Raw genomic sequence first — 22,147 nt, forward strand, 5'->3', positions numbered from 1 at the left:
GCAGCCACAGTCACGGCAGCAGACGCAGCAGCGCGGCGGCCATGGCGATCAGTGACTCCACCTCGGTGCGGCTGTACCGGTAGTCCCTGGTGCCGGGGTCGACGTGCATGGCGCCGCTGGCCTGGTCCTCCAACGCGCAGCGGATCAGCGCCCACCGCTCGTCCGCGGTGATCTGGCCCTTGTCCTTCTTGCTGCCCGGCCGGTTCCAGCCGGTGATCTTCTCGATGGTCTCCAGGGCCTTGCGCACCATGAGCATCGCGGGGTCGATCTCGCCGGCGCCGAGCAGGCGCTGGGCCTCCCGCAGGAAGTCGGCGGCGCCGCGGCCCGGTCCGTCATCCTCGGGGAAGGGGATGGTCATCTCCACGCCGAGGTTGCGGCCGAGCGCGGCCAGTTGCTGGCGCCAGCGGCTCTCCGCGACGCTGATGTGCACAGTGGCCTGGCTGCCGCCCGGGTGCCCAATGGCCTGGGGCAGGACGGCGCGGACCTCAAGCTCGAGGTGGAGGTCACCGCTGCGGTGCTGCTCAAGTGCCAGGATCTGAGCGCCGGTCAGCAGGAAGCGCAAGGTCGGGCGCTCCAGCCCGGTATCGGGCACGAAGGCCAGAGCTTGGGACGTCGAGCCGAGCCATGCCTTCGGGCCGGCATCGCGGGGTGCGAACAGGTCCGTGTCCAGGTGCAGCACCCGGCCGGCGTCCCCTCCCTTCGGAACACCGACTTCCAACTGCATCTGCAGGCTGTGGGTGCCCAACGCCCGGTGGATCATCAGGGCGTTCTCCGGGACGTTCACCGTGAACGTCCCGATACCCCCGTCGAACCTCAACTCGTCCATGCCTTGCCCGTCCTCGCTGTTCTGACTGTGCAGCGATTCTGGCGTGAGCCGGCGGTCGGCGTGAGGGGATTTCGGGCGGCCGGGCTGTGTACGGGCCCGACCACCCGAGGGCTTCACCATGCGGCGCCCGGACCGTGGGGGTGTACGTGCCGGGCAGTGTGGAGCAGGCGCAACCGCACGCCCTGGTCGGGGCGCTCGGCAGGTTCAACGAACGGGTGGCACTGCGGATGCGGCCAACGGCCCGGGGACTGTGGCGATCGGGGAGTCTGCGACAGGTGATCTTCAACTTGCCCTAGGGTTGCGGGAGTTCCCGGTGGCGAGCCTGCTGCCGGGACTTCGTGCTTTCCGGACGGGTGTGGATCTTGCGATACGTGCGGCTGCTTCGGCGGGGCCCGGTTCTTCTCCTGTGGGGCGCGCAGACGGCGTCGGTGTTCGGTGACCGGCTGTACGCGCTGGCGGTGATGTGGCTGGCCTGGCAGAGATCCGGCGGCGCGGCGATGGGCCTGGTGGCGATCGCGGAGTCGGTGCCGTACATCGTGCTCGGCACCGTGGGACGGCCGCTGATGGAGCGGTTCACCACGTTGCGCTCGCTCGCCGGGGTGGACTTGGTCCGGATGGTGCTGGTCGCGGCGCTGCCGTGGACGTGGGAGGTGTTCGGCACGCCGGGGCTGCTGGTGTCGGCCGGTCTGCTCGGTGTCGGCGGGGCGTTGTTCGATCCGAACCTCGGGGCGCTGGTGCCGGACCTGGTGCGGCCGGAGGAGGTCCAGGCCGTGAGCGGGTTGATGGACTCGACCAACCGGATCGCGCGGGTCGCCGGCCCGGGTTCGGCCGGTGTGCTGCTCGCGGTGATGCCGATGGCCGGGCTGTTCTGGCTGGACGCGGGCACGTTCGCGCTCTCCGCCGTTGCGCTGGCCGTGCTGGGCGCTGGTGCCGTGCGCAGGCAGGCCGGGCCGGCCGGAGCGACGGCAGCGTCTGCTGCCAGGCCGCGGGCCCGGGCGCTGGTGCGCACGCATCCGGAGACCGGGGTGGTGCTGGCCGTCCACGGGATCGCGATCTTCGCGGGTGCGGTGTCGATCGTGATGCCCGCGCTCGTGGCGGTACGGCTCGGCGGCGGGGTCGGCACGTACGGCGTGATGCTGGCCGCCACCGGGGCCGGGTCGATCCTCGGCAACGCCGTCGCCGGGAACGTCCGTCTCCCCCGGGCCCTGCCGGTGTTCTACTGCGCCGCGTGGGCCGCCTCCGGGGTGCTGATGGCGGTGACCGGCTCGGTGAGCACGGTGGCCGAGCTGGTGGCGGTGTCGGCCGCGTACGGGGCCGTCTCGCCGTTCCTCGCGGTGTCGCTGTCCACGCACCTGGCGCAGTTCCCGCCAGCCGCCCGCAGGCGGCTGCTGACACTCGACCAGACGGTCATCCGGACCATGGGCACCCTGGCGATGGCGGGGATCCCCGCGCTGGCCGCAGCCCACCCGCGGGCCGGCTTCACCGCCGGCGGCCTCGTCACCGCCCTGGTGGGCGTCGCCGGGTGCGCGGTCGTGGTGTGGTGGGCGAAGACCCGCACGCCGCTGCCGGGAGCAGAGCCGGTGCTGGAGAGCGTGCGCGGCTGAAGACGCGAGCGGGGCCGGACTCCTGGTGGTGCGGGAGTCCGGCCCTTTCGTTCTGTTCGGTCTCAGATCACGCGATCAGGGACCAGTGGGTGACGGTGATGTCCTCCAGCGGGATGCCCAGCTGCTGGTAGATCCGCTGGTGCATCGCGCCGAACCAGGCGTCGCGCCGGTCGGCGAAGAACGCCGGGTCGTACCAGGCGACGCCGAGCAGCACGGTGCCGCCGCCGTTGGGGTTGCCGGGCTCGGGCTCCCAGTAGGTGCACTGCCAGTCCCAGAGCATCAGCTCCTCCGGCCGGCTGCGCAGCCGCTCGTCGGACTCGCGCAGGGCCTCGATGCACCGCTCGGCGGTGGCGGCGTCGGGGCAGTAGTAGGTGCAGTCGGACTTGCCGATCGGGGTCTTGTCGGCGCGGCGGGCCGCGTCGGCGTCCTCCCCGGTCAGGACGCGCACGCGGGTCACCGCGGTCGCCTGGTCGAGCGTGTCGAGGATGGTCACAGTGGTGCTCTCCTCTCCCTTGTCCTGCCGGACTGCCAGCCCGTGCCGCTGATCGGCACGACGCTGGGGCTCTTCGGGTCGCGCCGCACGATGCCGCCCGGCGCGGTGTAGCGGACGTTCAGCCCGATGCGGGCGCCGCTACTGGTGTTGGTGGCGGAGCGGTGCACCAGACGGCTGTCCATGAGAACGGCGCAGCCGGCGCGCAGCGGCACGGTGATGGTGGTCTCGGGGGTGAAGCCGACGGCCTGGTCGGCCCGGCCGCGCCCGGTGCCGTTCGCCGGCTCCTTCTCGACCGGCAGGTAGCCGGCCGACTGCGATCCCTGGGCTACCTCGAGACAGCCGTTGGCCTCGGTGGCGTCGGTGACGGCCAGCCACGCCGAGACGGAGCGCTCGGGGTCCAGCTCCAGGCGGGCGTCGATGCCGTCCTGGTGCCAGGGGATCTGGAACGCCTTCCCCGGCCACTTCGCGACGAGGAACGTGTTCTCCACGGCGACGTCCGGCCCGAGGACGGCCTGGACGGCGGCGAGCAGGTTCGGGGCGCGGACAGCGGAGGCGGCCCAGTCCTCGGTCAGGTGGGGGTTGCGGACGATCTCCTGGTCGCGGTGGGCGGCGACCAGGAGGGCGCCGCGGCCGCGCGCCGCGCCGGGAGACGACCACTCGATGGGCGAGCTCATGCCGCGTCGGCCGAGGATGCCGTCAAGCTGAGTGAGCACGGTTTCCTCCGTGGATCGGGCAGGAGCAGGTTGGCCAGCCGGCGGCGGGGTGGGTGGAGTGGGCCGGGACGTCGTCGGGGTCGAGGGTGACCTGGCCGGTGTCGTGGGATCGGGTGCCGTCAGGGCCGACACAGTAGGTGCGGATGGTCAGGCCCGGCCGTCGCTTCTCGGGCGGGACGAAGTCGGCGCTGTTCACCGCGGCCGCCGGCCGCGCAGCTCGCGGAACAGCCGGGCCCGGCGCAGGGCGGCGCTGTGGTTCGGGATGCGGACCACCGTCTGGCCGTCGACCGTCACCACCAGGTCGTGGCCGGGGTGTCGAGGATGCGGTCTGCTCGCGGGCATAGCGGTGCTCCAGCACGTCGCGGGGGTTGGTCGCCGCCCGGGGCGTCCACGGTGCCGAGGGGGATCGGTTCAGTCCTCGCACCGGGCGGCATCAACGACGGTAGGGAGTAGCGAAGTAGTCACTCAACGAAGTTGCACCGGATTACACGGATTCATCCGAGGGCGTCGATCGCCGCCGTGATCAGGGCCCGTGCCGGCGCGCCGCGTACCGCAACGTCGGACAGCTCGGCGAAGACCTTCTCGTACATGGCGATCTCGCTGGGCTGGGTGATCGTCAGATACCCCGAGACGAGCTCGACGTTGACCTGGGTCTGGTCGTAGATCCAGAACCCTTCCACCGGCCAGCCGTTGTCCCGGTCCGGCCGCATCGGCACCACGCCGAGGCTGACGTTGGGCAGCCGGCCCACCGTGAGCAGGTGGCGCAGCTGCTCCAGCATCACCGGGCGCCCGCCGAGACCGTTACGCAGAACGCTCTCCTCGATCAGCAGGGCGAAGCGGTGCCGGCCTTCGTAGAGGATGTGCTGGCGGTCCATCCGCTCGTCGACGGCGGCCTCGACGTCGTCGACCAGGCCGCGGCGGTCGCGGATCGCGGTGAGGACCCTGGTGGTGTAGGCGCGGGTCTGCACCATGCCGGGCAGCACCCACGGCGCGTAGGCGCGGAAGGAGCGGGTGCGCTCGTAGAGCGGCCGGACGGCCTGCTGGGCCTGGCGCAGGCCGGAGCGTTCCATCCGGCGCCACTCCAGGAACATGGCGTCGGCCTGGCGGCTGCGGGCGATGAGGTCGGCGGCCTGGTCGTCGGCGCCGCACGCCGCGCACCAGGCGCGGATGTCCGCGTCCGAGGGCGGGGTCTTGGCGTTGATGATGCGGGAGGTCTTGGCACCGGTCCACCCGCACCGGGCGGCCAGCTGCTTGCCGTTCAGGCCGGCGTCCAGCATGAGCTCGCGCAGGCGCTCGGCGACGGCCTTGCGGGCGGCCTGGGCGCTGGACGACGGGGAAGCGGGCATGGGACCTGGCTGCCGGTGCGGGTGGGGGTGCTCGGGTCAGACCGCGTACCGGTCGTGCGGGACGGCGCGCTCCCACACCGCCTCGAACGCCGCGGCGCAGTGCCTGGCCAGGGCGGGATCCTGAAGGATCTCCTCCCCGTCCTCGGCGAGCTGCCCCTCCCCGGTGAAGTGGTGATAGTGCACCACCTGGTCGTCGAAGACCCAGAAGTCCAGCCCCGGCAGGCACAGGTCCTTGGTGTTGCGCCGGGGCAGCCAGCGGACCTGTTCGCCGGCGGCCAGGTTGCCGAAGGTCAGGTCGTGCTCGTAGCGGATGTAGTCGTGGACCGGCTCGGAGACGATCCGTGCCCGCCGCACCACCACCCCGCGGCCAACCGCCTCGGCCACCGCGTCGTGCCACCCGTGCCACCACGACCCGCGATCGGCCTCATCCAGGCGCTTGCCCTGCTGGAAGGCGATGAACTCCGGGTCGTCCAGCATGTAGTGGTCGCGCATCTCCAGATGCACCGCCGAGCGCTGCGCCCGGGCGAGCGCCTTACGAACCGGTGTTGCCACGTGGGGCCTCTCCGTCGGGCCGCGGGATGAACTGGAGCATGTTGGCGGGCAGCCGGATCACCGTCTCGTGCTCCGGGACGTCGGTGGTGTGGCCGGGCACCGAGCCGACCTCCTGGGCCTGCCGGACAGTCTCGTCGTCGGCCTTCCAGGACTGGATGATCAGGTCTCCGGTCTCTTCCTCCACCCAGATCGTGGGGGACTGGTCGGATGGGGTGTTCGGCCAGATCCCCAGAAAACGTAGCGTCACGGTGGCCTCCCGTACCAAGTCGGTTACACGGACTTGCACGACGCTCCACCCACGGGTGACGACACGTCAAGGGGCGTGCGGGCGCAGCAGAGCGGCACGCGCCGTACGACCGGGCCCGAAGCGGAATCGTCCGGCCTCGGGCCTGCGGCGCGGTCAGGCGGTGCGGATCTTGCCGTCGGCGATCAGGCGGCCGATGTAGCCGGGCCAGTCCCGCTCCAGGGTCTGCTGCATGAACGCGCGGGCCTTCTCCCGGGTCTCGGGGGTGACTTGCTCGACCGTGCCGTCGCCGAAGTAGATCTTCGTCCCCTGGCGACTGGAGTCGGCCAGGATCGCGTGGTGGTACTGGCTGAGGGTCAGGAAGAGCGCGGGGGCGGGGGCGTCCTCCAGCTGGCGCAGGCCGCCCTCCCAGTCGGTGCCGCGCCGGCCCCAGTCGCTGCCGTGGCCGTCCAACCACAGCGTCAGGTCACTGAAAAAGACCAGGCGCCGGGTGGGGTGTGCCTTCTGGTAGGCGTCGGCGACGGCCAGGATGTCCGCGACGTCCCGGGACACCATCTGCCTCGGGATGATCGACGGCGCGAGCGCCTGGGCGCACTCCCGGTACGGGCCCTCACCCTGCGGCCACTCCAGAGCGTGGGCGAGCCAGTAGCGGGGCTTAAGCAGTGCAGTGGACACGGTGGTCCCCCTTCGCCGCGGGCGTGGTCCGGGCACGGCCGCCCGGACCCGGTCACCGTAGCGAGAACGCCACCGAACGTGTCCGCGAACGAACAAGACGCCCGCCGTCTGCGGGCACAGGACAGCCCTCGGGCCTGGACCCGTCACCCCGCCACCACGGGAATTCAGCCCGCAGGGTGGCCCGGCCGTTTGACGGCGACGGCCTGCGGCAGCTCAGCCGGCGCTGTTCTGCTCGGCCTGCCACTGGTCGGCGAGCTGTTGCTTCCAGCCCTTGGGCGGCGGCCACGGCACACCCCAGGCGGCAAGCTGCGCCCGGGTCCAACCGCCGGCGGGCGTACGGGCGGCTTCGATCTCGTCAGGCGAAGGAGTCATGATCCGATGATGCCCGGAGCGCGGCTGTCCGATGGCTCGGGTAGGGTGCGCTGAGTACGCAAGAGGGCGCCCGGCCACCACATTTGGCCGGGCGCCCTTTCTTGCTCTGCTCAGCTGGCGGCCTTCTTCATCCGGTCGAAGACGGCGTCGAAGACCCGGCTGTCGTCCTCGTCTGCGAACGCGGCGAGCAGGTGCCCGAGGACCTCCTGGCGGTCGATGCGCCGACGGTCGAGCCGGTCGGCGAGGGCCACGGCCCGGCGGTCGACATCGCGCTTCAGCTCGGCTGGCAGGGCCGCGGGCGGCTTCGGCTGCGGCGGCTCGGCCGACTCGATCGCATCGTTCAGCGCGTGGGCGATGACCTCCGGGTCGTCCTCGTCACTGAGGGCCAGGTCGCCGGGCAGCAGCCGCACGGTCTCGCGGATGCGTTCGGCGGTGACCTTGTCGGCCCCGACGGCGTCGACCACCAGCTGGTAGACCCCGACGGCGGCCTTGAGGCCGTGCCGGTTCTTGAGCGGCACCAGCTCGCGGACCTGGCCTTCGGGCGCCTTGTAGCCGCTGGCGTTGAGGACCTCGCCGAGCTCCCACCCGGCGCGCAGCTTGCTGGCCCGCGACTGCTTGATGCCGTGCTCGAGGTTCGCCCACTCCTCGATCGTGGCGTAGCAGCGGGACGGCTCCAGCTTGTGCGGGAGGCGGCGGAACAGCCGGCCGACCGCCATGGTGTCCAGCGACTTGCCCGCCACCCAGTAAGCCGTGGAGAGCAGCTCGACGCCTGCAATGCAGGCGGTCAGGCGCTCCTCCTCCTCCGGGGTCAGGTCGCCGTCGCCGGAGGGCTCGACCGGGTCGGGGACCTTGTCGAGGCCTGGCCGGGCGGCGTCGACCGCCTTCTTGATGCGCTCGGCCATCTCCTGGTCGGCCGCGGATCGGCGTTCCTCGGTGGCGCGCCGGGAGGTGTTCTCTAGGGTCTTGACGGCGGCCTCGGTGGCCTCCTCGTCGTCCCAGCCGTCGATCTCGTACTCGCCGCTCATGCCGCCTTCACCAGTCCGGTGTTGACGGCGATCTCGCGGAAGAAGCCGGCGGTGTCGGTCCGGGGCCGGTGCTGGACGACCGGCAGGCCGACGGCGCGGGATTCCTTCAGGTCGGTCGACCGGATCGGCACCTCGCCGATGCAGCGGATCCGCGGGTGCTGCTGGAGCTGACGGTAGATCCGGGCGTCGATGTCACCCATCGGCTTGACGATGCGCCCGATCACCAGGCCGAGGATGGTGAGGTCGCCGTCCGGGCGCTGCGCCTTGCGCATGACGGTGATGTGCTGCGCCGTCTGCATCTTGACCGCCTTCATGGCCCACTCGTCGACATCCACCAGGATGATCGCCGCGTTCGCCGCGGCGGTCTGCGCGTCGGTGTCGGTGTCCAGCGCCGGCCGCAGGTCGAGCAGGATCACGTCGTAGAGGTGCAGGACGTGGGAGAGCAGCATGCGGTACAGGGTGATGCTGATGCCGGTCTCGCGCATCCGGCTGGGCAGGAAGCACATGTCCATGCTCGCGGGCAGGATGTGGATGTTCGGCACCTTGGTCTCGGCGATGAGGGGGCGCGGGTCGCCCATCTCCAGGAGCACCGTGGCCTGGGTGGGGCCCTTGTCCTCGTCGAGCAGGGGCACCTTGCACGCCATGGTGGCGTTGCCCTGCGGGTCGCCGTCGACCACAAGAACTCGCTTGCCCTGCTCGGCGAGTGCACCGGCAAGGTTGATGGTGGTGGTCGTCTTGCCGACGCCACCCTTCTGGTTGCACATGGCGATGATGTACGCCTCGCCCGGGCGCGGCCCGGGCAACGACGGGGCGCCGGTGAAGGTCGCTGTTGCGATTTCGGTCATGCAGGGACGATAGCCACTGGCCCCACGGCCACAGGCCGTCCCCTCCGGACAACACCCCGACGAGTGCCCCTTCATCACGCGCGCGCTCCACTCGACCAAGATCATTCTTGCCCAATTGTGCAAGAATGATCTTGGTCGAGCTCCCCAGAAACGCGAAAGGGCCCGCTTCTTCCGGCGCCGAAGCCGAAGGAAGCGGGCCCTTCACTGTGCTGGAGGTCAGGCAGGGATGAGAACGCCTGCCCGGTCGAGGCCGATCGCGTGGCTGACGGTGACAAGTGTGTCAGCCCAGTCGCCAGCGTGGTGGACAGCGCGGTCGTCGATGTAGCAGGCCGCACCCAGCTTGGTGCTGGTCACGAGCACCGGCCCGCGGGTGGTCCAGTACGCCCTGCCCTCGGACTGGTCGACGAAGGCCTCCAGCCCGCTGTACCAGGTGACCCAGTCAGCGATCTCCGGCAGCCAGCGTTCGGGCCGCACGGTGAACACGAAGACGGCGCGCTGCTGGGCGATGGTGCGCAGCGCCTCGATGGCGCCGGGCTGGGGCAGGCCGATGCGGCCTCCCTGCCATCCGTTGTCGACGGCGAGAGTGCCGTCCAGGTCGAAACCGACGGCCTGCGAGGCGGGGCTGTCCGGGCGAGGGGCGATGACGGTGCGGTGCATGCGGTCCTCCATCGGATGCTGGGCTGGTCTACAGGAAGGCGAGCTGGTTCTCGTCCGGCTGCTCGGGGGCGTCCTCGGGGCGGGCCTGGGCACGGGCGTCGTCGTGGGCATCGTCGGTGCGCTCGCACACCAGCCGGCCATCGGGCAGCTCGTCCCACTCGCGGCTGCCGACGGCGTCGTCGGCGGCGGCCTCGGGGGTGTCGTGGTGGGGGATGAACTCGTCCTCGACGACGTCACCGCAGATGCTGCACTTGGCGGTCCAGCACAGCGACGGGACGGCGATGCCGGCACCCGGGCGGGCCGCGCCCTCGCGGCGCCAGGCGTAGCCGTGGTGGAGGACCAGGGCGTAGGTGACGGGCTCGAGCGGGGAGCCGTCGTCGAGGTCGGCGGTCAGGGCGTTGTGCTCGGCGGCGGCCATCAGCGCGGTGGCGAGGTCGGGCATCGGCAGGAGGGCGTTGGGGCCGGTGAGCCACAGCTCCCAGGCCCGGTCCGGGGTGCCGGGGCGCAGCCGCTCGTCGGGGTCGCTGGTGAACAGGCCGCGGCGGGGAATCGGGGCGAGGGTCATGTCTGGGGGTCTCCTTCGGCGAGGTGGCCCGGCCCGTACGGTGCGGGCCGGGCCGGGGTTGGTGGTGGCGGGCGGTCAGGCGCGGTGGGCGGCGGGGCGGTGCAGGAGCAGCTGGAGGGCGGCGGTCAGGTTGGGGTGCTCGGTGGTGGCGGGCCTGCCGCAGTTCCAGCAGTCCGCTTCCGCCCCGGCCCAGGTGGTCTCGCAGGTGTCGCAGGCGAAGTGCGTGCGGCCGGCGGGTCCGGCGAAGGGGTCTTCGCTGACCTTCGGCAGGGCGAGGAGCGGGGCGGTCTTCGTGTCGTGGTTGCGGACGGGGGCGGGGCGGCGGGTGTGCCGGCGGGTGGTGGTGCGGGCCATCGCGGTGACTCCCTGATCGGTTCGGACGGGGTGGGGCCGGGCGGCCGGGTCCTGGCTGGGCCGGCCGGGTTGGTGCCGGTCAGGGGCGTGCGTCGGCCCGGGCTTCGGTCTCCTGGTCGCGGTGGTCGTCGGCCTGGTCCTCGTCGGTCTCCGTGTCGTCGTCCGTGACGGTCCCCGGGGTGGTGGTGTCCTGGCTGACGGCTGCCCACGGGTCGTCCTCGTCGCTGCCGTCCAGCGGGCGGCGGTCGGCGTGGCGCTGGAGGAGGTCGGCGAGCTGGGTGACGGTGGTGACGACGATCGGGTGCTCGCCGTCGGCGACCAGCTCGTAGTAGCGCGGCCGTCCGCTGTACTCGGCGAGTCCGCTGTCCGTGCCGGACGGCTGGTAGAGCAGGTGCGCGGCGGGGGTGAGCTCGCAGGTGGCGGTGCCGTCCGACTGTCCCTGCCAGTTGCGCGGGTTGGTGAGGCAGCCGGAGCTGAAGTCGAGGTGGATCGCGCCGCTGGCGGCCCGCGCGGCGGTGTTGGCGGTGGCGTCCTGGGCGAGCTGGGCCAGCGAGGGCGCTGCGGTGGTCGGTGCGGGGTGGCGCTCGATGCCGAGGCGGGCGCGGAGCGGGGTGAGGAGGTGGTGGGTGTGCTGGTCGGTCAGGGCGGCGGCGAGGCCGGCTGCGGCCAGCGCGAGGGTGGTGCGGGTTTCGGCGGGGTGGGCGGCCAGGGCGCGGTAGGCGGTGAGGCCTGCGGCGGCCGCGGCGGCGATGGTGGCGGCCGGGTCGGCGAGGTCGAAGAGGGCGCGAAGCGCGCGGGTGCGCAGGTCGGTGGTCTGCTGGGTCATCTCGGTTTCCTTCTGGTGGGTGCGGGGCTGGTGGGTGGTCAGGTACAGGCGCCGGTGGGGGCGTCGCGAACGCCTCGGGCACGGCCTGTGCCGGGGCCGGTGCGGCTGTTCGGCGGGACTGTGTCTGGGGTGGTGTCAGCGGGCCAGGACGGCGGCGGCGATGGTCTCGAAGGCGTGGTGGACGGCGCCGTCCATGCAGTACGCGCCGTTCATGCCGTAGTCGGTCAGGCGGTAGAAGTTGCCCTTGCCGGTGGCGTCGGCGAACCGCTGGAGGAGCCCGCGCGGAACCCTTCGGTCGATGGCGTAGTGCGTCAGACCCGAGATGGCGAGGGCGGCGGCGACCTGGCCGGGGCGCAGTCGCAGGCCGAGCGCGCGGGCGCCGAGGAGGAGGGCGGCGGCCTGGGTGGCCGAGTAGGTCAGGCAGTGGACGGCGCACGCCTTGCGGCCGGCGGCGGTGCCGTGGACGGTGCCGTCGTCGCCGGTGACGGGGGCGGCGTCGGTGGCGCCCTTGGTGCGGGCGCAGTGGTCGGTCTGGACGAGGTGGTCACCGACGTCCGCCCCGGCGCGCAGCAGGGCGTAGGCGGCGGCGAAGCGGGCGGCGCGGGCAGTGGTGGTCACGGCGGGTACCTCCTGGGCGGTGGGTTCGGCCGGGCGGCCGCGCCGCTCACCACCGCGCCCCGACCCTGTGGCCTGGCTGGCTCGGGGGGCGGGGCGCGGTGGTGGGCGGCGTCAGTGCCCGGTCAGATCGCGGTGCCGGCGGGGTCGGTGTCGGCCGAAGCCCCCTTGAGGGCCGTGGCGAGGATGGCGGCGTGGTCGAACGCCAGCTGCTGCGGCAGGTCGTCGTGCCGCCACCAGCGGGCCGCACGGGCGTCGTCCCCGGCGGTGATCGCGGTGTCTTCGGGGACGACGGCGAGATAGGCGACGGTGACGTACCGGCCGCGCGGGTCCCGGCCCGGGGCGTCCCAGACGCCGAGCTGGAGCAGGTCGGCGCTGTCCACGCGCACGCCCGTCTCTTCCTCCAGCTCGCGAGCAGCCGCCGCGCGGCTCGTCTCCCCCGGGTCGACGTGGCCACCGGGCAGCGCCCAGGCGCCCTCGAAGGGGGCCCAGCCCCGCTCGATCAGCAGGACGCGGCCGTCCGGCGTCATGGCGACCACGTCGGCGGTGTAGCGGATGGACTCGAAGGCCTCGGTCATCTTCTCGGCTCCCTGGTGAAGGTTTGTGGGTGGTGTCGGCCGGGCGGCCGCGCCGCGCACCATCGCGCACCGCCGCCGCGGCCTGGCCGGCCGGACGGTGGGGCGCGGTGGTGGGCAGCGTCACTGCCCGGAGGAGGCGACGCATCCGCAGGTGGGGGCGAACTGCCAGCCGTCGGGGGTTCGCCGGCCGATGGGCCCGGCGCCGGGGATGCCGCTGCCGCCGCAGGTGGTGCAGGTGACGTCGGCGCCGGGGTCGAGCGCCCATTCCAGGCGGCAGGCCGGGCAGCGGGCGCAGTCGGCGTAGTCGTCGGTGCCGGAGATCGCCTCGCCGTACTCCTCGACGCCCTGGTGGTGGCAGCGGGGGCAGGTGATCCTGTGTCGCCGGGTGCGGACGGCGTGACCGAGGGGGTCGGCGATCACACCGAGCAGCACCTGGTGGGTGATGGCCTCGTACTCGGCGACCCGGTGGGCGAGGGCCAGGGCGTCCTCGCGGGTGTGGCGGTAGGCGGCGGCGCGGCCGATGTCGCTGACCGGCCGCCAGCCGCCGTCCTCGCCCTCGGTCCAGGCCCGCAGCCCGACCATGGCGCCGTCGGTCACCGCCCAGCCGTCTCCGGTCTCGTCGCGGCGCACGACGACCTCGCCGTACCCGCGGGCCGGCACCATCTGGGGAATGGGTACGCGGAACTCGACGGCGAGCGCCAGCTGCTGGTCCGCGGTCAGGGTGCTGTCCATGTTTCTCCTCTTCTTGCAGGGGGTCGGGGTCGGGCTGGTTGGGCGGGCGTCAGTCCAGTCCGGCGCGCAGCTGGTCGGCTCGCTCCTGGGCGAGGCGGGCGGCCTCGGGGTTGGCGGCGGCGCCTCGGGCGGCGGCCTCGGTGAGGATGCGGATGAGGGCCTTGCGGCTGTCCGGGTCCGGGGCGGGCATGGGCCGGCCGTCGCGCTGGGCGGCCCATCGGACGGCGAGCGGCTCGAGGTCGCGCAGGTCGGCCCGGTATCGGGGGTCGGCCGGGGCGGGGTCGTGGGCCTGGGGCATGGGGATTCCTCTCCCTGCGTGGTGTCGGCCGGGCGGCCGCGCCGCGCACCACCGCGCCCCGCCGCCGCGGCCTGGTCGGCCGGACGGTGGGGGCGGTGGTGGGCAGCGTGAGCGTCCGGGACGGCGGTCAGCGCTCCACGACGGCCTTGTCGATGTCGCGGTGGGTCACGTGCACGTCGTGGCCGGCGGCGGTGAGGCGCTCGCCGAGCTGGTCGGCGAGGTAGCCGGCGCGGTGTTTTCCGCCGGCGCAGCCCACGGCGATGGTCAGGGGCGCGGTGTCGGCGGCGGGTCCGGCGGCGAAGGCCTGGGCGGCGGCGACGGTGGCGTCCAGGAGCTGGGGGATGCCGGGGGTGGTGGCCACCTTGTCCTGGATGGTGGGGTGGCGGGCGGTCAGGTGCCGTACGGCCTTGTCGCGGTGGGGGTCGTGGAAGTGGGCGCGGACGTCAAGGGCGAGGTGGGCGGCGGGGGCGGGGCCGTGGAGGTGGCCGAAGGAGATGATCTCGATGCGCACGGGCGTGGTCCTTCCTGGTGGTGTGAACCGGCTGGGTGCTGTCAGTGAGCGTCGGTGCAGGCGGCGGGGGCGGGCCTGGCAAAGCAGTCGCGGGCGTGACCGGTGGCCTCGATGCGCATCAGGTCCAGGTCCTGCGCGAGCCTGCCGCTGGACATCCGGCAGCCCGTACAGCGCCACCAGGCCGGGCCGGGGGCCTGCTGCTGGTAGTCCGGCCACGGGTCGGCGCCGACGATCTCGACCTCGGCTCCGCGGCTGGTCTCCAGCCGGATCCAGGTGTGTTCCGGGCCACCGTCGCTGGGGGCGTCGGAGCGCAGCAGGATGTGGCCGGTGGCGGTGATGCGGATCTCGCGGTCGGCGGCGGCGTTGCGCAGCAGGGTGCGCAGGGTGCCGCGTCCGCCGAAGACGTGGCTGCCGTCGAGCTGGTGGATGGCGGTGTGGAGTTCGTCGGCGGTGGTGCGGGTCTGGCCGGTGGTTCGGGCGTGGGCGAGGAAGCGCAGCAGGACGTCGTAGGCGTCGTCCGGGTCGAGCAGGCCGGAGTGGCGCTGGGCGGTCAGTCCGGCGAAGACCTGCTCGATGTCGTCGGTGGTGTGGGTGTTCACGGGGCGGCGGTCCCTTCTGCGGGTGGTGTCGGGCGGACGGTGTCCGGTCAGGCGTAGAGGTCGTGGGTGCGGGTGGCGGGCCGGGCCGGCCATTGCGGGGTGTTCCAGGCGGCGTTCGGGCCCCACTCGTACTGGCAGCTCGCGCAGCGCCAGAAGGCGGGCGGGTGGTGTTCCAGGTCGTGGCCCCAGCAGTGCGGGCAGACGATGCGGGGTCGGCGCAGCCGGGTGGCGGCCCGTTGGAGCAGGGTGTGGATCACCGGGTGGCCGGGGCGGTCTGGGCCGGGGCCGGAGCGGGCGCGGGGATGGTGGCGTTGGCGGCCCAGCGCAGGGCGGCGAGGGAGGCGACGGCGAGCATCACGCCGACCAGGAGCAGGACGAAGAACCGGGCGTCGCGCCGGACCGCGGCCCGGACGGCGGCGACGTCGGCCGCGGTGGGCTCGTTCCGGTCGGCGAGCGGCTGGTCGGCGGGCAGCTGCACGATGATGACCCGCTCGCCGGGACCGGCCTGGCCGGTGTACGGGGCCGGCTGCTGCGTCCGGTAGGGGACCGGGGTGTGTGCGCCGGGGCGGGGCTGCTGGCGGGGGAGGGTCACGGGTTTCTCCTGGTGGTCGACGGGAATGCCCGGCCGGGTGGCCGCGCCGCGCACCGGAGCGCCCCGCCGTCCCGGCCAGGTGGCGGGGTCGGCGGGGCGGCCGGTGGGCAGCGTCAGTGCCCGGAAAGGGGGACGGTCAGCGGGCGAAGGAGGGTGGGGCCGCCCGGTGCTGTACGGGGCGGCCCTGGGGTGGGATCAGGCGTGCTGGCCGTCGTCGCCGGTGAGGCGGCGGCCGTTGATGTCGACCTGGAGCTGCTGGACGTCGACGACGACGGCCTCGATCCGCGGTTCGGGCACCTCGACGGTGACCGGCACCGTCACCGGCGGCGCCGGGACCGGAGCGGGGGCGGGCGGCGCGGCGGGCGGCTCGTTGATGACGGTGGTGTGGATCCAGGAGCCGGTCAGGGCGAGGGCGGCGAGCACGGCCCACGCGAGCGCGGCCAGGCCGGCGGCCACCGGCTTGCCGGGGCCCTCGGTGCCGGACCAGACCATGGAGACGGTCAGCGCGCCGAAGACGAGGGAGCCGAGCTGGACGCCGACGGTGGCGCCCTGGCGCAGCGCCCGGATCAGGATCACGGCGCCGGCCAGGCCCCAGAAGGTGAACAGGGTCCGCGCTCCTGCGGGCAGGCCGGCGGAGTGGATCTGGAGGTAGTGGTAGATCGGGTCGTTGACGGTGTGCCACAGGCGGGAGGCCGGGACGGTGGAGTGCTCGGGCTGGGTGATCCAGTGGAGGGCGCGGAGCACGTAGGGGCCGACGGCGAGCGACAGCGCGATCAGCATCAGCAGCGCGAAGAAGGCGAGGACGACGGTCGCCTTCACGCTGGGCGTGCCGTAGATGTCGCGGATCATCCACCGCGGGGTGCGGCGGGGGGTGCGCCAGATCAGGTCCGGGTCCTCGGTGTCCGGCTCGATGACGGCCTGGTCGAGCAGCGGGTTGGGCTGGTTCACGGCGATCTCCTGCGCTCTGTGTGGGTCGGGTCGGTGATGCGGACGGCCCGGCCGCGTCGTGCGGCCGGGCCGGGATGGCTGGTGGTGCGGTGCGGCGGGGTTCAGCCGTCGAGGCGGATCGGCATGAGCAGGTGCTCGTAGTCGCTGTCGGCGAGGTCCCCGGCCCGGCCGGTCAGCAGCGCCGGCTTGTGCTGGTGGGTGATGTGGAAGGTCGCCTCGGGGGCGGCCAGGGACTTGAGCGCGTCGGTGAGGTACGCGGGGTTGAATGCGATGGCGGCGCCGCCCTCCAGTGCGCCGTCGGCGTTGCAGGGGATGCGGTCGGTGGCGTGGGCGTCGTCGCCGTGCCCGGCCTCCAGCAGCAGTTCGGTGCCGCCGTCGGACGCGGTGGCGACGGTGAGGCGGATCGGGGTCTTGGCGGAGGCCACCAGGGAGACCCGCTTGAGGGCGGCGAGTGCGTCGTCCACGGCGACGGTCAGGGTGAGGGCGGCGTCCTCGGGGGTGGGGAAGACGTTGCGGAACTTGGGGAACTCGCCCTCCAGGAGCCGCGTGCCGAAGGTGTTACCGGGGGTGGTGAGGGTGAGCTGTCCGTCCGACCAGCCGAGGCCGATCGGGTGCTCGCCGGCCATCGCCTTCGTGGCCTCGAGGAGGAACTTCGCGGGGACCAGGACGGTACGGCCGTCGTCGACGACGTCGTCGGTGTCCTTCTTCTTGCCGCGCTTGGGCTTGGTTGCGGGCAGGGTTCCGGTCGGTTTCACGGTCAGCTCGCGCACCGCGAAGCGGTAGCGGTCGGTGCCGGCCAGGGTGAGCCGCTCGCCGTCCAGAGCCAGGTGAACGCCGGTCAGCACCGGCAGCGAGGCATCGGTGCTCGCGGCGATGGCGACCTGGGCGACGGCGTCGGCGAGCGCGTCGGCCTGGACGGTGAGCACGGTGTCCGGCGCGGCGGGCAGCGCCGGGTACTCCTCGACCGGGAGGGTGGGCAGGGTGAAGCGGGCGCTTCCGCAGGTGAGCAGCAGGCGGGCGCCGGATACCTCGATGTCAACCTCACCGCCCTTGGGCAGGGTCTTGGCGATGTCGTTGAGGAGGCGGCCGGAGACCAGCGCGGTGCCGTCGTCGGCGATCTCGGCGCCGGTGCTGGTGGTCGCGGCGACCTCGTAGTCGAACGCGGACAGGGTCAGGCCCTTGTCGCCGGTGGCGAGGAGGATGCCGGCCAGGACCGGCACCGGCGGCCGGGCGGGCAGGGCGCGGGCGACGTAGGCGACGGCGTCGGCGAGCGGACCGGCGAACAGGCGCAGCTTCATGAGCACTTCCTTCGGGTGTGGTGGCGACGGGTTGCGGGTGCGGTTGGGGGGCGGAGCGTCAGTCCTCGTCCTCGTCGTCCTCGTCGTCCTCGTCGTCCTCGTCGAGGACGCCGGTGTACGGGGTGTGCAGGTGGAGGTCGCCGTCGTAGTCGGTGTCGGTCAGCACCTCGCCGTCGGCGGTGACCGGTGCGAAGTCCGGCGCCTGGGCGAGGCGCTCGCGCAGCTCGCCGACGTCGAGCAGCCGGGTGCGGGTGCTGCGCCACACTGAGGCCAGTGCGACCGGCAGGCCGGCGCCGGGCACGGGCGGGGCGGTGCGCGCGGTGTGGAGGTGGACGGTGCCGTCGTAGGTGCTGTCGGTCAGCGGCTCGCCGTCGACCATGACCGGGGCGCAGTCGGGCAGCTCGGCCAGGCGCTCCAGCAGGTCGGCGGCGTTCATGCGGTTGCTGCGCCAGGACGCGGTGGGCAGGGGGCCCGCAGGGGCGGTGTGCCGCCCGGCGGCGGCCTGGACGGCCTTGGTAATGGCGGTGACGGCGGCTTGGGCCACGTCACCGGGCTTGGTCGGGTCGGCGGTGACGGTCACGGTGACGCTCACTGGGGTCCTCCGGACGGGGTCGTGGGTGCGGCCGGGCGGCCGGTGGCGCCACCAGAGCGCCCCGCCCACCGGCGGGGCGGGGTGGGCGGGGCGCGGCTGGGGACGGGACCGGTGGTCCGGTTCAGGAGTTTCGGCGGCGGGTCAGCAGCTGAGCGCGAGGTCCTGGGCCGCGGGCTCGGCGACGTCGATGCAGTTGCCCGCCTTGGCGAGGAACGCGTGCTGGACTGGTCCGGGCTCGGCGGTCAGCGCGTCGTTGAGGTAGATCGCGGCCTGGTGGAGCTCCTCGGCGTAGTCGAAGTACGGGGAGACGGGGATGCGGTCGAGGTAGGCGGCCGCGTCCTCGACGAGCTCGGTGAAACGCTCGGGGGTGAAGCCCTCCTGGGGGATCGTCAGGGGGCCGTTGTCGCCGCCGGCGAGGTAGGCGATGTCCTCGGAGTAGCGGCGGATGAGGGTGTCGAAGGTGACGTCCACGGCTGGGTTTCCTCTCGGCTGCGGGTTCGGCCGGTCGGCCGGCCCCGCCCCCGGAAGCCCACCGCCCGCCCCGGCCTGGGTGGCAGGGGCGGGCGGTGGGCGGCCGGGGGCGAGACTGGCCGACCGAGTCAGCTCTGGGTGGCGCCAGCCGGCACCTCGTGGTCCCGCTGGTCACAGCAGGCCTGGCAGTTCCAGGGCCGGGGCTCGCTGACGTCCTCGTCGTCCTCAGTCGGTTCCGGGTCGGTGTAGTAAAGGTGGCTGGCGCAGAAGTACTTGCCGCAGCCGTCCTCGGGGGCGCCAGGCGTGCTGCCGCAGAGGTAGTCCAGACCGCGGTCGATCTGCGCGGTGCAGCCCTCGTGTTCGCAGACGGCGTCGACGCCGTAGCCGGCCTCGATCTCGATGCCGTCTGCACGGATGACGGTGTAGTAGGCGTATCCCATGGCGGTGGTTCTCCCATCGGAGGTGGGGTTCGGCCAGTCGGCCGGCCCCGCCCCCGGAAGCACGCCGCCCGCCCCGGCCTGGGTGGCAGGGGCGGGCGGTGGGCGGCCGGGGGCGAGACTGGTCGGCCGGGCTCAGCGGCCCTCGACGGCCGCGTGGCGGCGGGCCTCGGCCTCGGCTTCGGCGGCCGCGAGGAGGTGCTGGACGGCGGGGTCTTGGCGCCAGGTGCACCAGTCGGGTTCGCCGTCCGGGTCGGGGGCCGGCGGCTCGGCGCCGGCGGGCAGGTAGACGCTGGGCAGGTCGTCCTCCCACAGTGGGGCGGGGCGGCGGTCCAGGCGCTGGAGCAGACGGGCGAGTCGCGGTCGCAGTCGCACGGGCGGGTCTCCTTCGATGGGCGGGGCTGTCAGCCGACGTTGTTGGTGATGGAGCCGCGCCACCCCGCGGACTGCTTGCCGATGGTGGTGGTGTGGGTGCGGTGGACCAGGGCCAGGACGGTGCCGGTCGCACTGGAGCCGTCGCCGCCGGCACTCACGGACGCCCCGGTGCTGGCCCCGGCGGCGACGGAGCGGAGCTTGCCGAGCAGGGCGGCCACACCGATCACCACGGTGGCCACGGCGATCGACGCCCACTTGAGGACTGTGCCGAGCTGGTCGGCGTGCGGGGCGACCTCTCCGACCGCCGCGCCGACCATCCACATCAGCCCGCCCGCCGCCAGCGCCGCGGCCGAGCCGTACAGAACGCACTGGCGCACCGCCAGCGGCAGGCCGGGGTCGGTGGCCGGCTGCGCCGGGGCGGCCGGGGCCGGGGTGGGCTGCGCCTGCGCGGCGACGGCGGCCAGCGGGTTGTGGACGGGGACGGCGATGACCTTGCCGTCGACCAGGGCGGGGATCAGGGCCGGGGTGGTCGGGGTGGGCTGGAGCGGGACGGCGACGACCTGGCCGTCGAGGAAGGCGGGGACGAACCCCTCCTGGAGGAGGTAGGCGTTGAGGTCGACCGCCGTGTCGGCGGCGGGGACGGCGGGGGTCTCGTAGACGCTGCTCACGGCAGCCTCCAATCCGTGCGGGAAGCGGGCGGGGAGGGTTGTGCGGGGCGCCGCGGCGCCTTCTGGGGCCGCCGGGCCCACCTCGTGGCGGGGCGGGGTCCGGCGGCCCCCGGAGAGGCCGGGAGACGGGGGTGTGAGGCCTGGTCAGGTGGACGGTTGTGCCCGCCGCCCCTGGTGTGCGGAGCGGCGGGCAGGGGTTGCGGTGCCGGGGGGTCAGGCGGCGGCCATGGCGGCGGGGGAGGCCCAGGCGCCGTGGCCGAGGTCGACGACCTCGTTCTTCTCGGCGGCCCGCTTGAGAGTGGAGGAGACGGTGGACAGCGGCATGCCGAGCCGGGCGGCGATGATGCCGGTGGTGGCCTGCCCCTCGGTCTCGAGGAAGGCGAGGATCGCCTTCTTCTTGTCCCCGCGGGCCGGGGTGCTGCCGTTGGTCGCAGTGGTGGTCAGTTGCTGCTCGAAGCCGGGCCCGGCCTGGGCCGGCAGCTTGGCGAAGGAGACCCTCGCCGGAGCGACGGTGCCGCTGCCCTTCTTCTGCGGCTTGGCCTTCGAGGCCGGGGCGGCCTGGGTGGTGGTCTCGGCGTCGTCGGTGACGCCGGGCACCGCCGGGAGCTCGCCCCGGCGGCGGGCCGCCAGGCGGTCGCGCCACTCGGTGTAGGCGGGGCCGATGTGCTCGGCGGCCTCCTCGGAGATGACGGCGGGGGTGCCGCGCTTGGCCCAGCGGGTGGCGATCCCGGCCCGCTCCGGCGCCCAGCCCCGGAACATCGCGGCGCGCTCTTCGACGCCCTTGAGGTAGCCCATGCCGGAGGTCGGCACGCCGGGCTCGTCCGGCCAGGTGGCGGGGATGTCGTTCGGGTCGGCGGGCAGGTTGATGACGTACCCGGCGGAGCGCTCGGTGGTGCGGAAGGCGATGTTGTTGCCCGCTGTGAGCGGCTGGCGCAGCTTGCCCGTGCCGAGGGAGTCGAGGGTGGGCAGGTGGGTGACCAGGCGCAGCTTGACGCCGACCTTGCGGCCGAGGATCGCGATGCGCACGGCGTAGTCGAGGGCTTCGGGATAGTTGCCCCAGACGTCCTGCCACTCGTCGATCGTCACCGAGATGAGCGGCTCCTCGGGGGTGGGTGACCAGTCGGTGTCGCCGTACATCAGGTCGCCGTCCTCGTCCTCCCACACCGTCAGGGCGGAGGCCTTGGAGCGGCGGGTGAGCTCGGCGTCGGCGGCGATCAGCATGGCCATGCACTCGTCCACCCCGGGGGCGAAGTAGGACAGGTAGTCCTGCCAGAACCCGAAGGACTTGCCCTCCTGGGGGTCGCCGCCCCAGGAGGTGACGAGACCGGAGTGCCGCTCGATGGAGAACAGGCTCCGCAGGAGGGCGGACTTGCCGGAGCCGGTGGCGCCCGAGATGTGGGTGTGCACGGCGCCCCAGCCGGGCCGCCACATTTGGTACTGCGCCGGTCCGCCGTCGATGTGCAGGCCCAGGCGGGCGATCCCGGTCTTCACGTCAAGGGCCTCGGGCCCCGGGAAGACCGGCACGGTCTTGAGCGGGTTCTTGTCGTAGACCAGCAGCTTCGCCTTGTCGGCGGCGCCGCCGGGCACGCCGTCGACGGCGATGGAGGAGATCGGCAGGCCGTAGGCGGAGGCGATCATCGTGGTCGCGGCGATCGCGGTGGCGGTGGTCTGCCTGCCGCCGTCCAGCTCGATCAGCGCCTCCCACGCCCCGTCTCCGGTGTCGACCGGGTTGACCAGGCGTGAGCCGGGCAGGGCGCCGCGGGTGGCGACCTTCTCCTCCCAGCGGGCGATGCGCTCCTCCTGGCCGAGCGGCTCGACGGTGGCGCGGATGCGGCGGCGCCACCACCACGGGATCGCCGTGGCGGGGGTGAGCGCGAGCCACCACAGCCCGGTCATCGGCGCCTCGAACGGGCCGGTGCCGGTGACGGGCATCGCGGTCAGCAGGGCGCCGGCGGCGACCGCCGCCGCGGAGGTGCGGATCAGTTCGGCGCGGCGCATCGGCCGGTTCGGCGGGGTCGGCAGCACCCGGTGCCGGTTCAGGAAGCGGGCGGTGCGGCCGGTGTAGGGCTGCTTGGCGCGCCAGGCCCGGGTGGCGAGGACGGCGGCCGGCAGGGCGGCGTCGACGGCGAGCGCGCCGACGATGCCGTGCTGGGCGACCGTGAGTGCCTGGCCGTAGCCGGCCAGGGCGAGGGAGGCGGCGATGGGCGGCAGGTGGCGGCGGTTGCGGTGCAGCCGGCGCCAGGCGCCGCGCGCGATACGGGTTCTGAGAGTGCCGCCTTCGGCGGCGCCGGCCCCGGCCGGGGCAGCGGGGGCGGTCGTGGGCTTCTTCATCACGG

Annotated in this window: 32 protein-coding genes; 1 reads left to right on the forward strand and 31 read right to left on the reverse strand. The window is 73.5% G+C overall.

The window, feature by feature from the left end; genetic code table 11:
- Window positions 1-10: 10 nt before the first annotated feature.
- Complete coding sequence (locus ACIQWA_RS36465) at window positions 11-826, reverse strand: hypothetical protein (protein WP_402490260.1); 816 nt, start codon at window positions 824-826, stop codon at window positions 11-13.
- Between the two features lie 371 nt (window positions 827-1,197).
- Here ACIQWA_RS36465 and ACIQWA_RS36470 point away from each other — a divergent pair, with 371 nt between their 5' ends.
- Complete coding sequence (locus ACIQWA_RS36470; protein WP_402490263.1) at window positions 1,198-2,430, forward strand: MFS transporter; 1,233 nt, start codon at window positions 1,198-1,200, stop codon at window positions 2,428-2,430.
- A 67-nt stretch (window positions 2,431-2,497) separates the two neighbouring features.
- On the opposite strand, the gene ACIQWA_RS36475 is transcribed toward ACIQWA_RS36470, so the two are convergent.
- From ACIQWA_RS36475 to ACIQWA_RS36620, 30 genes are all read right to left on the reverse strand, one after another.
- On the reverse strand, window positions 2,498-2,923 hold the full coding sequence (locus ACIQWA_RS36475; protein WP_396540047.1) for a hypothetical protein: 426 nt from the start codon (window positions 2,921-2,923) through the stop codon (window positions 2,498-2,500).
- On the reverse strand, window positions 2,920-3,636 hold the full coding sequence (locus ACIQWA_RS36480) for a phytanoyl-CoA dioxygenase family protein (RefSeq protein WP_402490265.1): 717 nt from the start codon (window positions 3,634-3,636) through the stop codon (window positions 2,920-2,922). Before ACIQWA_RS36480 ends, ACIQWA_RS36475 begins: the two co-directional genes overlap by 4 nt.
- A gap of 192 nt (window positions 3,637-3,828) precedes the next feature.
- On the reverse strand, window positions 3,829-3,978 hold the full coding sequence (locus ACIQWA_RS36485) for a hypothetical protein (RefSeq protein ID WP_402490268.1): 150 nt from the start codon (window positions 3,976-3,978) through the stop codon (window positions 3,829-3,831).
- A gap of 152 nt (window positions 3,979-4,130) precedes the next feature.
- Window positions 4,131-4,982 (reverse strand): helix-turn-helix domain-containing protein, encoded by an 852-nt coding sequence (locus tag ACIQWA_RS36490; protein ID WP_402490271.1) that lies wholly within the window; start codon window positions 4,980-4,982, stop codon window positions 4,131-4,133.
- 36 nt (window positions 4,983-5,018) lie between these two features.
- Window positions 5,019-5,534 carry a DUF6879 family protein gene (locus tag ACIQWA_RS36495; RefSeq protein WP_402490273.1) on the reverse strand — a complete coding sequence of 172 codons (516 nt, stop codon included), beginning with the start codon at window positions 5,532-5,534 and terminating at the stop codon, window positions 5,019-5,021.
- Entirely contained in the window at window positions 5,515-5,781 is a 267-nt protein-coding gene (locus ACIQWA_RS36500; protein ID WP_402490276.1) for a hypothetical protein, read from the reverse strand. Before ACIQWA_RS36500 ends, ACIQWA_RS36495 begins: the two co-directional genes overlap by 20 nt.
- 153 nt (window positions 5,782-5,934) lie before the next feature.
- Window positions 5,935-6,453 carry a hypothetical protein gene (locus tag ACIQWA_RS36505; protein ID WP_402490279.1) on the reverse strand — a complete coding sequence of 173 codons (519 nt, stop codon included), beginning with the start codon at window positions 6,451-6,453 and terminating at the stop codon, window positions 5,935-5,937.
- A gap of 213 nt (window positions 6,454-6,666) precedes the next feature.
- Window positions 6,667-6,825 carry a hypothetical protein gene (locus ACIQWA_RS36510; RefSeq protein WP_402490282.1) on the reverse strand — a complete coding sequence of 53 codons (159 nt, stop codon included), beginning with the start codon at window positions 6,823-6,825 and terminating at the stop codon, window positions 6,667-6,669.
- 110 nt (window positions 6,826-6,935) lie between these two features.
- Window positions 6,936-7,850, reverse strand: coding sequence for a hypothetical protein (locus ACIQWA_RS36515; RefSeq protein ID WP_402490285.1), 915 nt, complete (start codon window positions 7,848-7,850; stop codon window positions 6,936-6,938).
- Complete coding sequence (locus ACIQWA_RS36520; protein ID WP_402490288.1) at window positions 7,847-8,695, reverse strand: ParA family protein; 849 nt, start codon at window positions 8,693-8,695, stop codon at window positions 7,847-7,849. Before ACIQWA_RS36520 ends, ACIQWA_RS36515 begins: the two co-directional genes overlap by 4 nt.
- Window positions 8,696-8,911: 216 nt before the next feature.
- On the reverse strand, window positions 8,912-9,352 hold the full coding sequence (locus ACIQWA_RS36525) for a hypothetical protein (RefSeq protein ID WP_402490291.1): 441 nt from the start codon (window positions 9,350-9,352) through the stop codon (window positions 8,912-8,914).
- Between the two features lie 28 nt (window positions 9,353-9,380).
- A complete protein-coding gene (locus ACIQWA_RS36530; RefSeq protein WP_402490294.1) occupies window positions 9,381-9,917 on the reverse strand; it encodes a hypothetical protein in 537 nt (178 codons plus the stop codon).
- 75 nt (window positions 9,918-9,992) lie between these two features.
- Window positions 9,993-10,271 (reverse strand): hypothetical protein, encoded by a 279-nt coding sequence (locus ACIQWA_RS36535; RefSeq protein WP_402490297.1) that lies wholly within the window; start codon window positions 10,269-10,271, stop codon window positions 9,993-9,995.
- Between the two features lie 79 nt (window positions 10,272-10,350).
- Window positions 10,351-11,097 (reverse strand): hypothetical protein, encoded by a 747-nt coding sequence (locus ACIQWA_RS36540; RefSeq protein WP_402490300.1) that lies wholly within the window; start codon window positions 11,095-11,097, stop codon window positions 10,351-10,353.
- 135 nt (window positions 11,098-11,232) lie between these two features.
- On the reverse strand, window positions 11,233-11,715 hold the full coding sequence (locus tag ACIQWA_RS36545; RefSeq protein ID WP_402490302.1) for a hypothetical protein: 483 nt from the start codon (window positions 11,713-11,715) through the stop codon (window positions 11,233-11,235).
- A gap of 122 nt (window positions 11,716-11,837) precedes the next feature.
- Complete coding sequence (locus ACIQWA_RS36550) at window positions 11,838-12,290, reverse strand: NUDIX domain-containing protein (RefSeq protein WP_402490305.1); 453 nt, start codon at window positions 12,288-12,290, stop codon at window positions 11,838-11,840.
- 120 nt (window positions 12,291-12,410) lie between these two features.
- On the reverse strand, window positions 12,411-13,022 hold the full coding sequence (locus ACIQWA_RS36555) for a hypothetical protein (protein ID WP_402490308.1): 612 nt from the start codon (window positions 13,020-13,022) through the stop codon (window positions 12,411-12,413).
- Between the two features lie 49 nt (window positions 13,023-13,071).
- Window positions 13,072-13,320: a hypothetical protein gene (locus tag ACIQWA_RS36560; protein WP_402490311.1), complete on the reverse strand. Its 249-nt coding sequence runs from the start codon at window positions 13,318-13,320 to the stop codon at window positions 13,072-13,074.
- A 127-nt stretch (window positions 13,321-13,447) separates the two neighbouring features.
- Complete coding sequence (locus tag ACIQWA_RS36565) at window positions 13,448-13,831, reverse strand: ATPase (RefSeq protein ID WP_402490313.1); 384 nt, start codon at window positions 13,829-13,831, stop codon at window positions 13,448-13,450.
- A 41-nt stretch (window positions 13,832-13,872) separates the two neighbouring features.
- On the reverse strand, window positions 13,873-14,430 hold the full coding sequence (locus ACIQWA_RS36570; protein ID WP_402490315.1) for a hypothetical protein: 558 nt from the start codon (window positions 14,428-14,430) through the stop codon (window positions 13,873-13,875).
- Between the two features lie 47 nt (window positions 14,431-14,477).
- Window positions 14,478-14,687, reverse strand: a complete 210-nt coding sequence (locus ACIQWA_RS36575; protein WP_402490317.1) for a hypothetical protein — start codon at window positions 14,685-14,687, stop codon at window positions 14,478-14,480.
- Entirely contained in the window at window positions 14,684-15,022 is a 339-nt protein-coding gene (locus tag ACIQWA_RS36580) for a hypothetical protein (RefSeq protein WP_402490319.1), read from the reverse strand. The genes ACIQWA_RS36575 and ACIQWA_RS36580 overlap by 4 nt, the downstream gene beginning before the upstream one ends.
- 195 nt (window positions 15,023-15,217) lie before the next feature.
- Window positions 15,218-15,970, reverse strand: coding sequence for a hypothetical protein (locus tag ACIQWA_RS36585; protein WP_402490322.1), 753 nt, complete (start codon window positions 15,968-15,970; stop codon window positions 15,218-15,220).
- Window positions 15,971-16,071: 101 nt separating this feature from the next.
- Window positions 16,072-17,268, reverse strand: a complete 1,197-nt coding sequence (dnaN, locus tag ACIQWA_RS36590) for a DNA polymerase III subunit beta (RefSeq protein ID WP_402490324.1) — start codon at window positions 17,266-17,268, stop codon at window positions 16,072-16,074.
- Window positions 17,269-17,326: 58 nt separating this feature from the next.
- Window positions 17,327-17,860 carry a hypothetical protein gene (locus ACIQWA_RS36595; RefSeq protein ID WP_402490326.1) on the reverse strand — a complete coding sequence of 178 codons (534 nt, stop codon included), beginning with the start codon at window positions 17,858-17,860 and terminating at the stop codon, window positions 17,327-17,329.
- A 141-nt stretch (window positions 17,861-18,001) separates the two neighbouring features.
- Window positions 18,002-18,331: a hypothetical protein gene (locus ACIQWA_RS36600; RefSeq protein WP_402490329.1), complete on the reverse strand. Its 330-nt coding sequence runs from the start codon at window positions 18,329-18,331 to the stop codon at window positions 18,002-18,004.
- Window positions 18,332-18,459: 128 nt separating this feature from the next.
- A complete protein-coding gene (locus tag ACIQWA_RS36605; protein ID WP_402490332.1) occupies window positions 18,460-18,771 on the reverse strand; it encodes a hypothetical protein in 312 nt (103 codons plus the stop codon).
- Between the two features lie 132 nt (window positions 18,772-18,903).
- Window positions 18,904-19,143, reverse strand: a complete 240-nt coding sequence (locus ACIQWA_RS36610) for a hypothetical protein (protein WP_402490335.1) — start codon at window positions 19,141-19,143, stop codon at window positions 18,904-18,906.
- A 29-nt stretch (window positions 19,144-19,172) separates the two neighbouring features.
- Window positions 19,173-19,811 (reverse strand): hypothetical protein, encoded by a 639-nt coding sequence (locus tag ACIQWA_RS36615; protein WP_402490338.1) that lies wholly within the window; start codon window positions 19,809-19,811, stop codon window positions 19,173-19,175.
- Window positions 19,812-20,024: 213 nt separating this feature from the next.
- Window positions 20,025-22,142 carry a hypothetical protein gene (locus ACIQWA_RS36620; RefSeq protein ID WP_402490341.1) on the reverse strand — a complete coding sequence of 706 codons (2,118 nt, stop codon included), beginning with the start codon at window positions 22,140-22,142 and terminating at the stop codon, window positions 20,025-20,027.
- Window positions 22,143-22,147 lie beyond the last annotated feature (5 nt).

It is taken from the genome of Kitasatospora sp. NPDC098652 (assembly GCF_044760155.1).
Classification (GTDB): Bacteria; Actinomycetota; Actinomycetes; order Streptomycetales; family Streptomycetaceae; genus Kitasatospora.

Bases quoted from the DNA above. Each gene is read 5' to 3' on its own strand.
- ACIQWA_RS36465 (WP_402490260.1), bottom strand. From the start codon at position 826: ATGGACGAGTTGAGGTTCGACGGGGGTATCGGGACGTTCACGGTGAAC.
- ACIQWA_RS36485 (WP_402490268.1), bottom strand. From the start codon at position 3,978: ATGCCCGCGAGCAGACCGCATCCTCGACACCCCGGCCACGACCTGGTG.
- ACIQWA_RS36490 (WP_402490271.1), bottom strand. From the start codon at position 4,982: ATGCCCGCTTCCCCGTCGTCCAGCGCCCAGGCCGCCCGCAAGGCCGTC.
- ACIQWA_RS36510 (WP_402490282.1), bottom strand. From the start codon at position 6,825: ATGACTCCTTCGCCTGACGAGATCGAAGCCGCCCGTACGCCCGCCGGC.
- ACIQWA_RS36515 (WP_402490285.1), bottom strand. From the start codon at position 7,850: ATGAGCGGCGAGTACGAGATCGACGGCTGGGACGACGAGGAGGCCACC.
- ACIQWA_RS36520 (WP_402490288.1), bottom strand. From the start codon at position 8,695: ATGACCGAAATCGCAACAGCGACCTTCACCGGCGCCCCGTCGTTGCCC.
- ACIQWA_RS36525 (WP_402490291.1), bottom strand. From the start codon at position 9,352: ATGCACCGCACCGTCATCGCCCCTCGCCCGGACAGCCCCGCCTCGCAG.
- ACIQWA_RS36530 (WP_402490294.1), bottom strand. From the start codon at position 9,917: ATGACCCTCGCCCCGATTCCCCGCCGCGGCCTGTTCACCAGCGACCCC.
- ACIQWA_RS36535 (WP_402490297.1), bottom strand. From the start codon at position 10,271: ATGGCCCGCACCACCACCCGCCGGCACACCCGCCGCCCCGCCCCCGTC.
- ACIQWA_RS36540 (WP_402490300.1), bottom strand. From the start codon at position 11,097: ATGACCCAGCAGACCACCGACCTGCGCACCCGCGCGCTTCGCGCCCTC.
- ACIQWA_RS36550 (WP_402490305.1), bottom strand. From the start codon at position 12,290: ATGACCGAGGCCTTCGAGTCCATCCGCTACACCGCCGACGTGGTCGCC.
- ACIQWA_RS36555 (WP_402490308.1), bottom strand. From the start codon at position 13,022: ATGGACAGCACCCTGACCGCGGACCAGCAGCTGGCGCTCGCCGTCGAG.
- ACIQWA_RS36560 (WP_402490311.1), bottom strand. From the start codon at position 13,320: ATGCCCCAGGCCCACGACCCCGCCCCGGCCGACCCCCGATACCGGGCC.
- dnaN (WP_402490324.1), bottom strand. From the start codon at position 17,268: ATGAAGCTGCGCCTGTTCGCCGGTCCGCTCGCCGACGCCGTCGCCTAC.
- ACIQWA_RS36605 (WP_402490332.1), bottom strand. From the start codon at position 18,771: ATGGGATACGCCTACTACACCGTCATCCGTGCAGACGGCATCGAGATC.
- ACIQWA_RS36620 (WP_402490341.1), bottom strand. From the start codon at position 22,142: ATGAAGAAGCCCACGACCGCCCCCGCTGCCCCGGCCGGGGCCGGCGCC.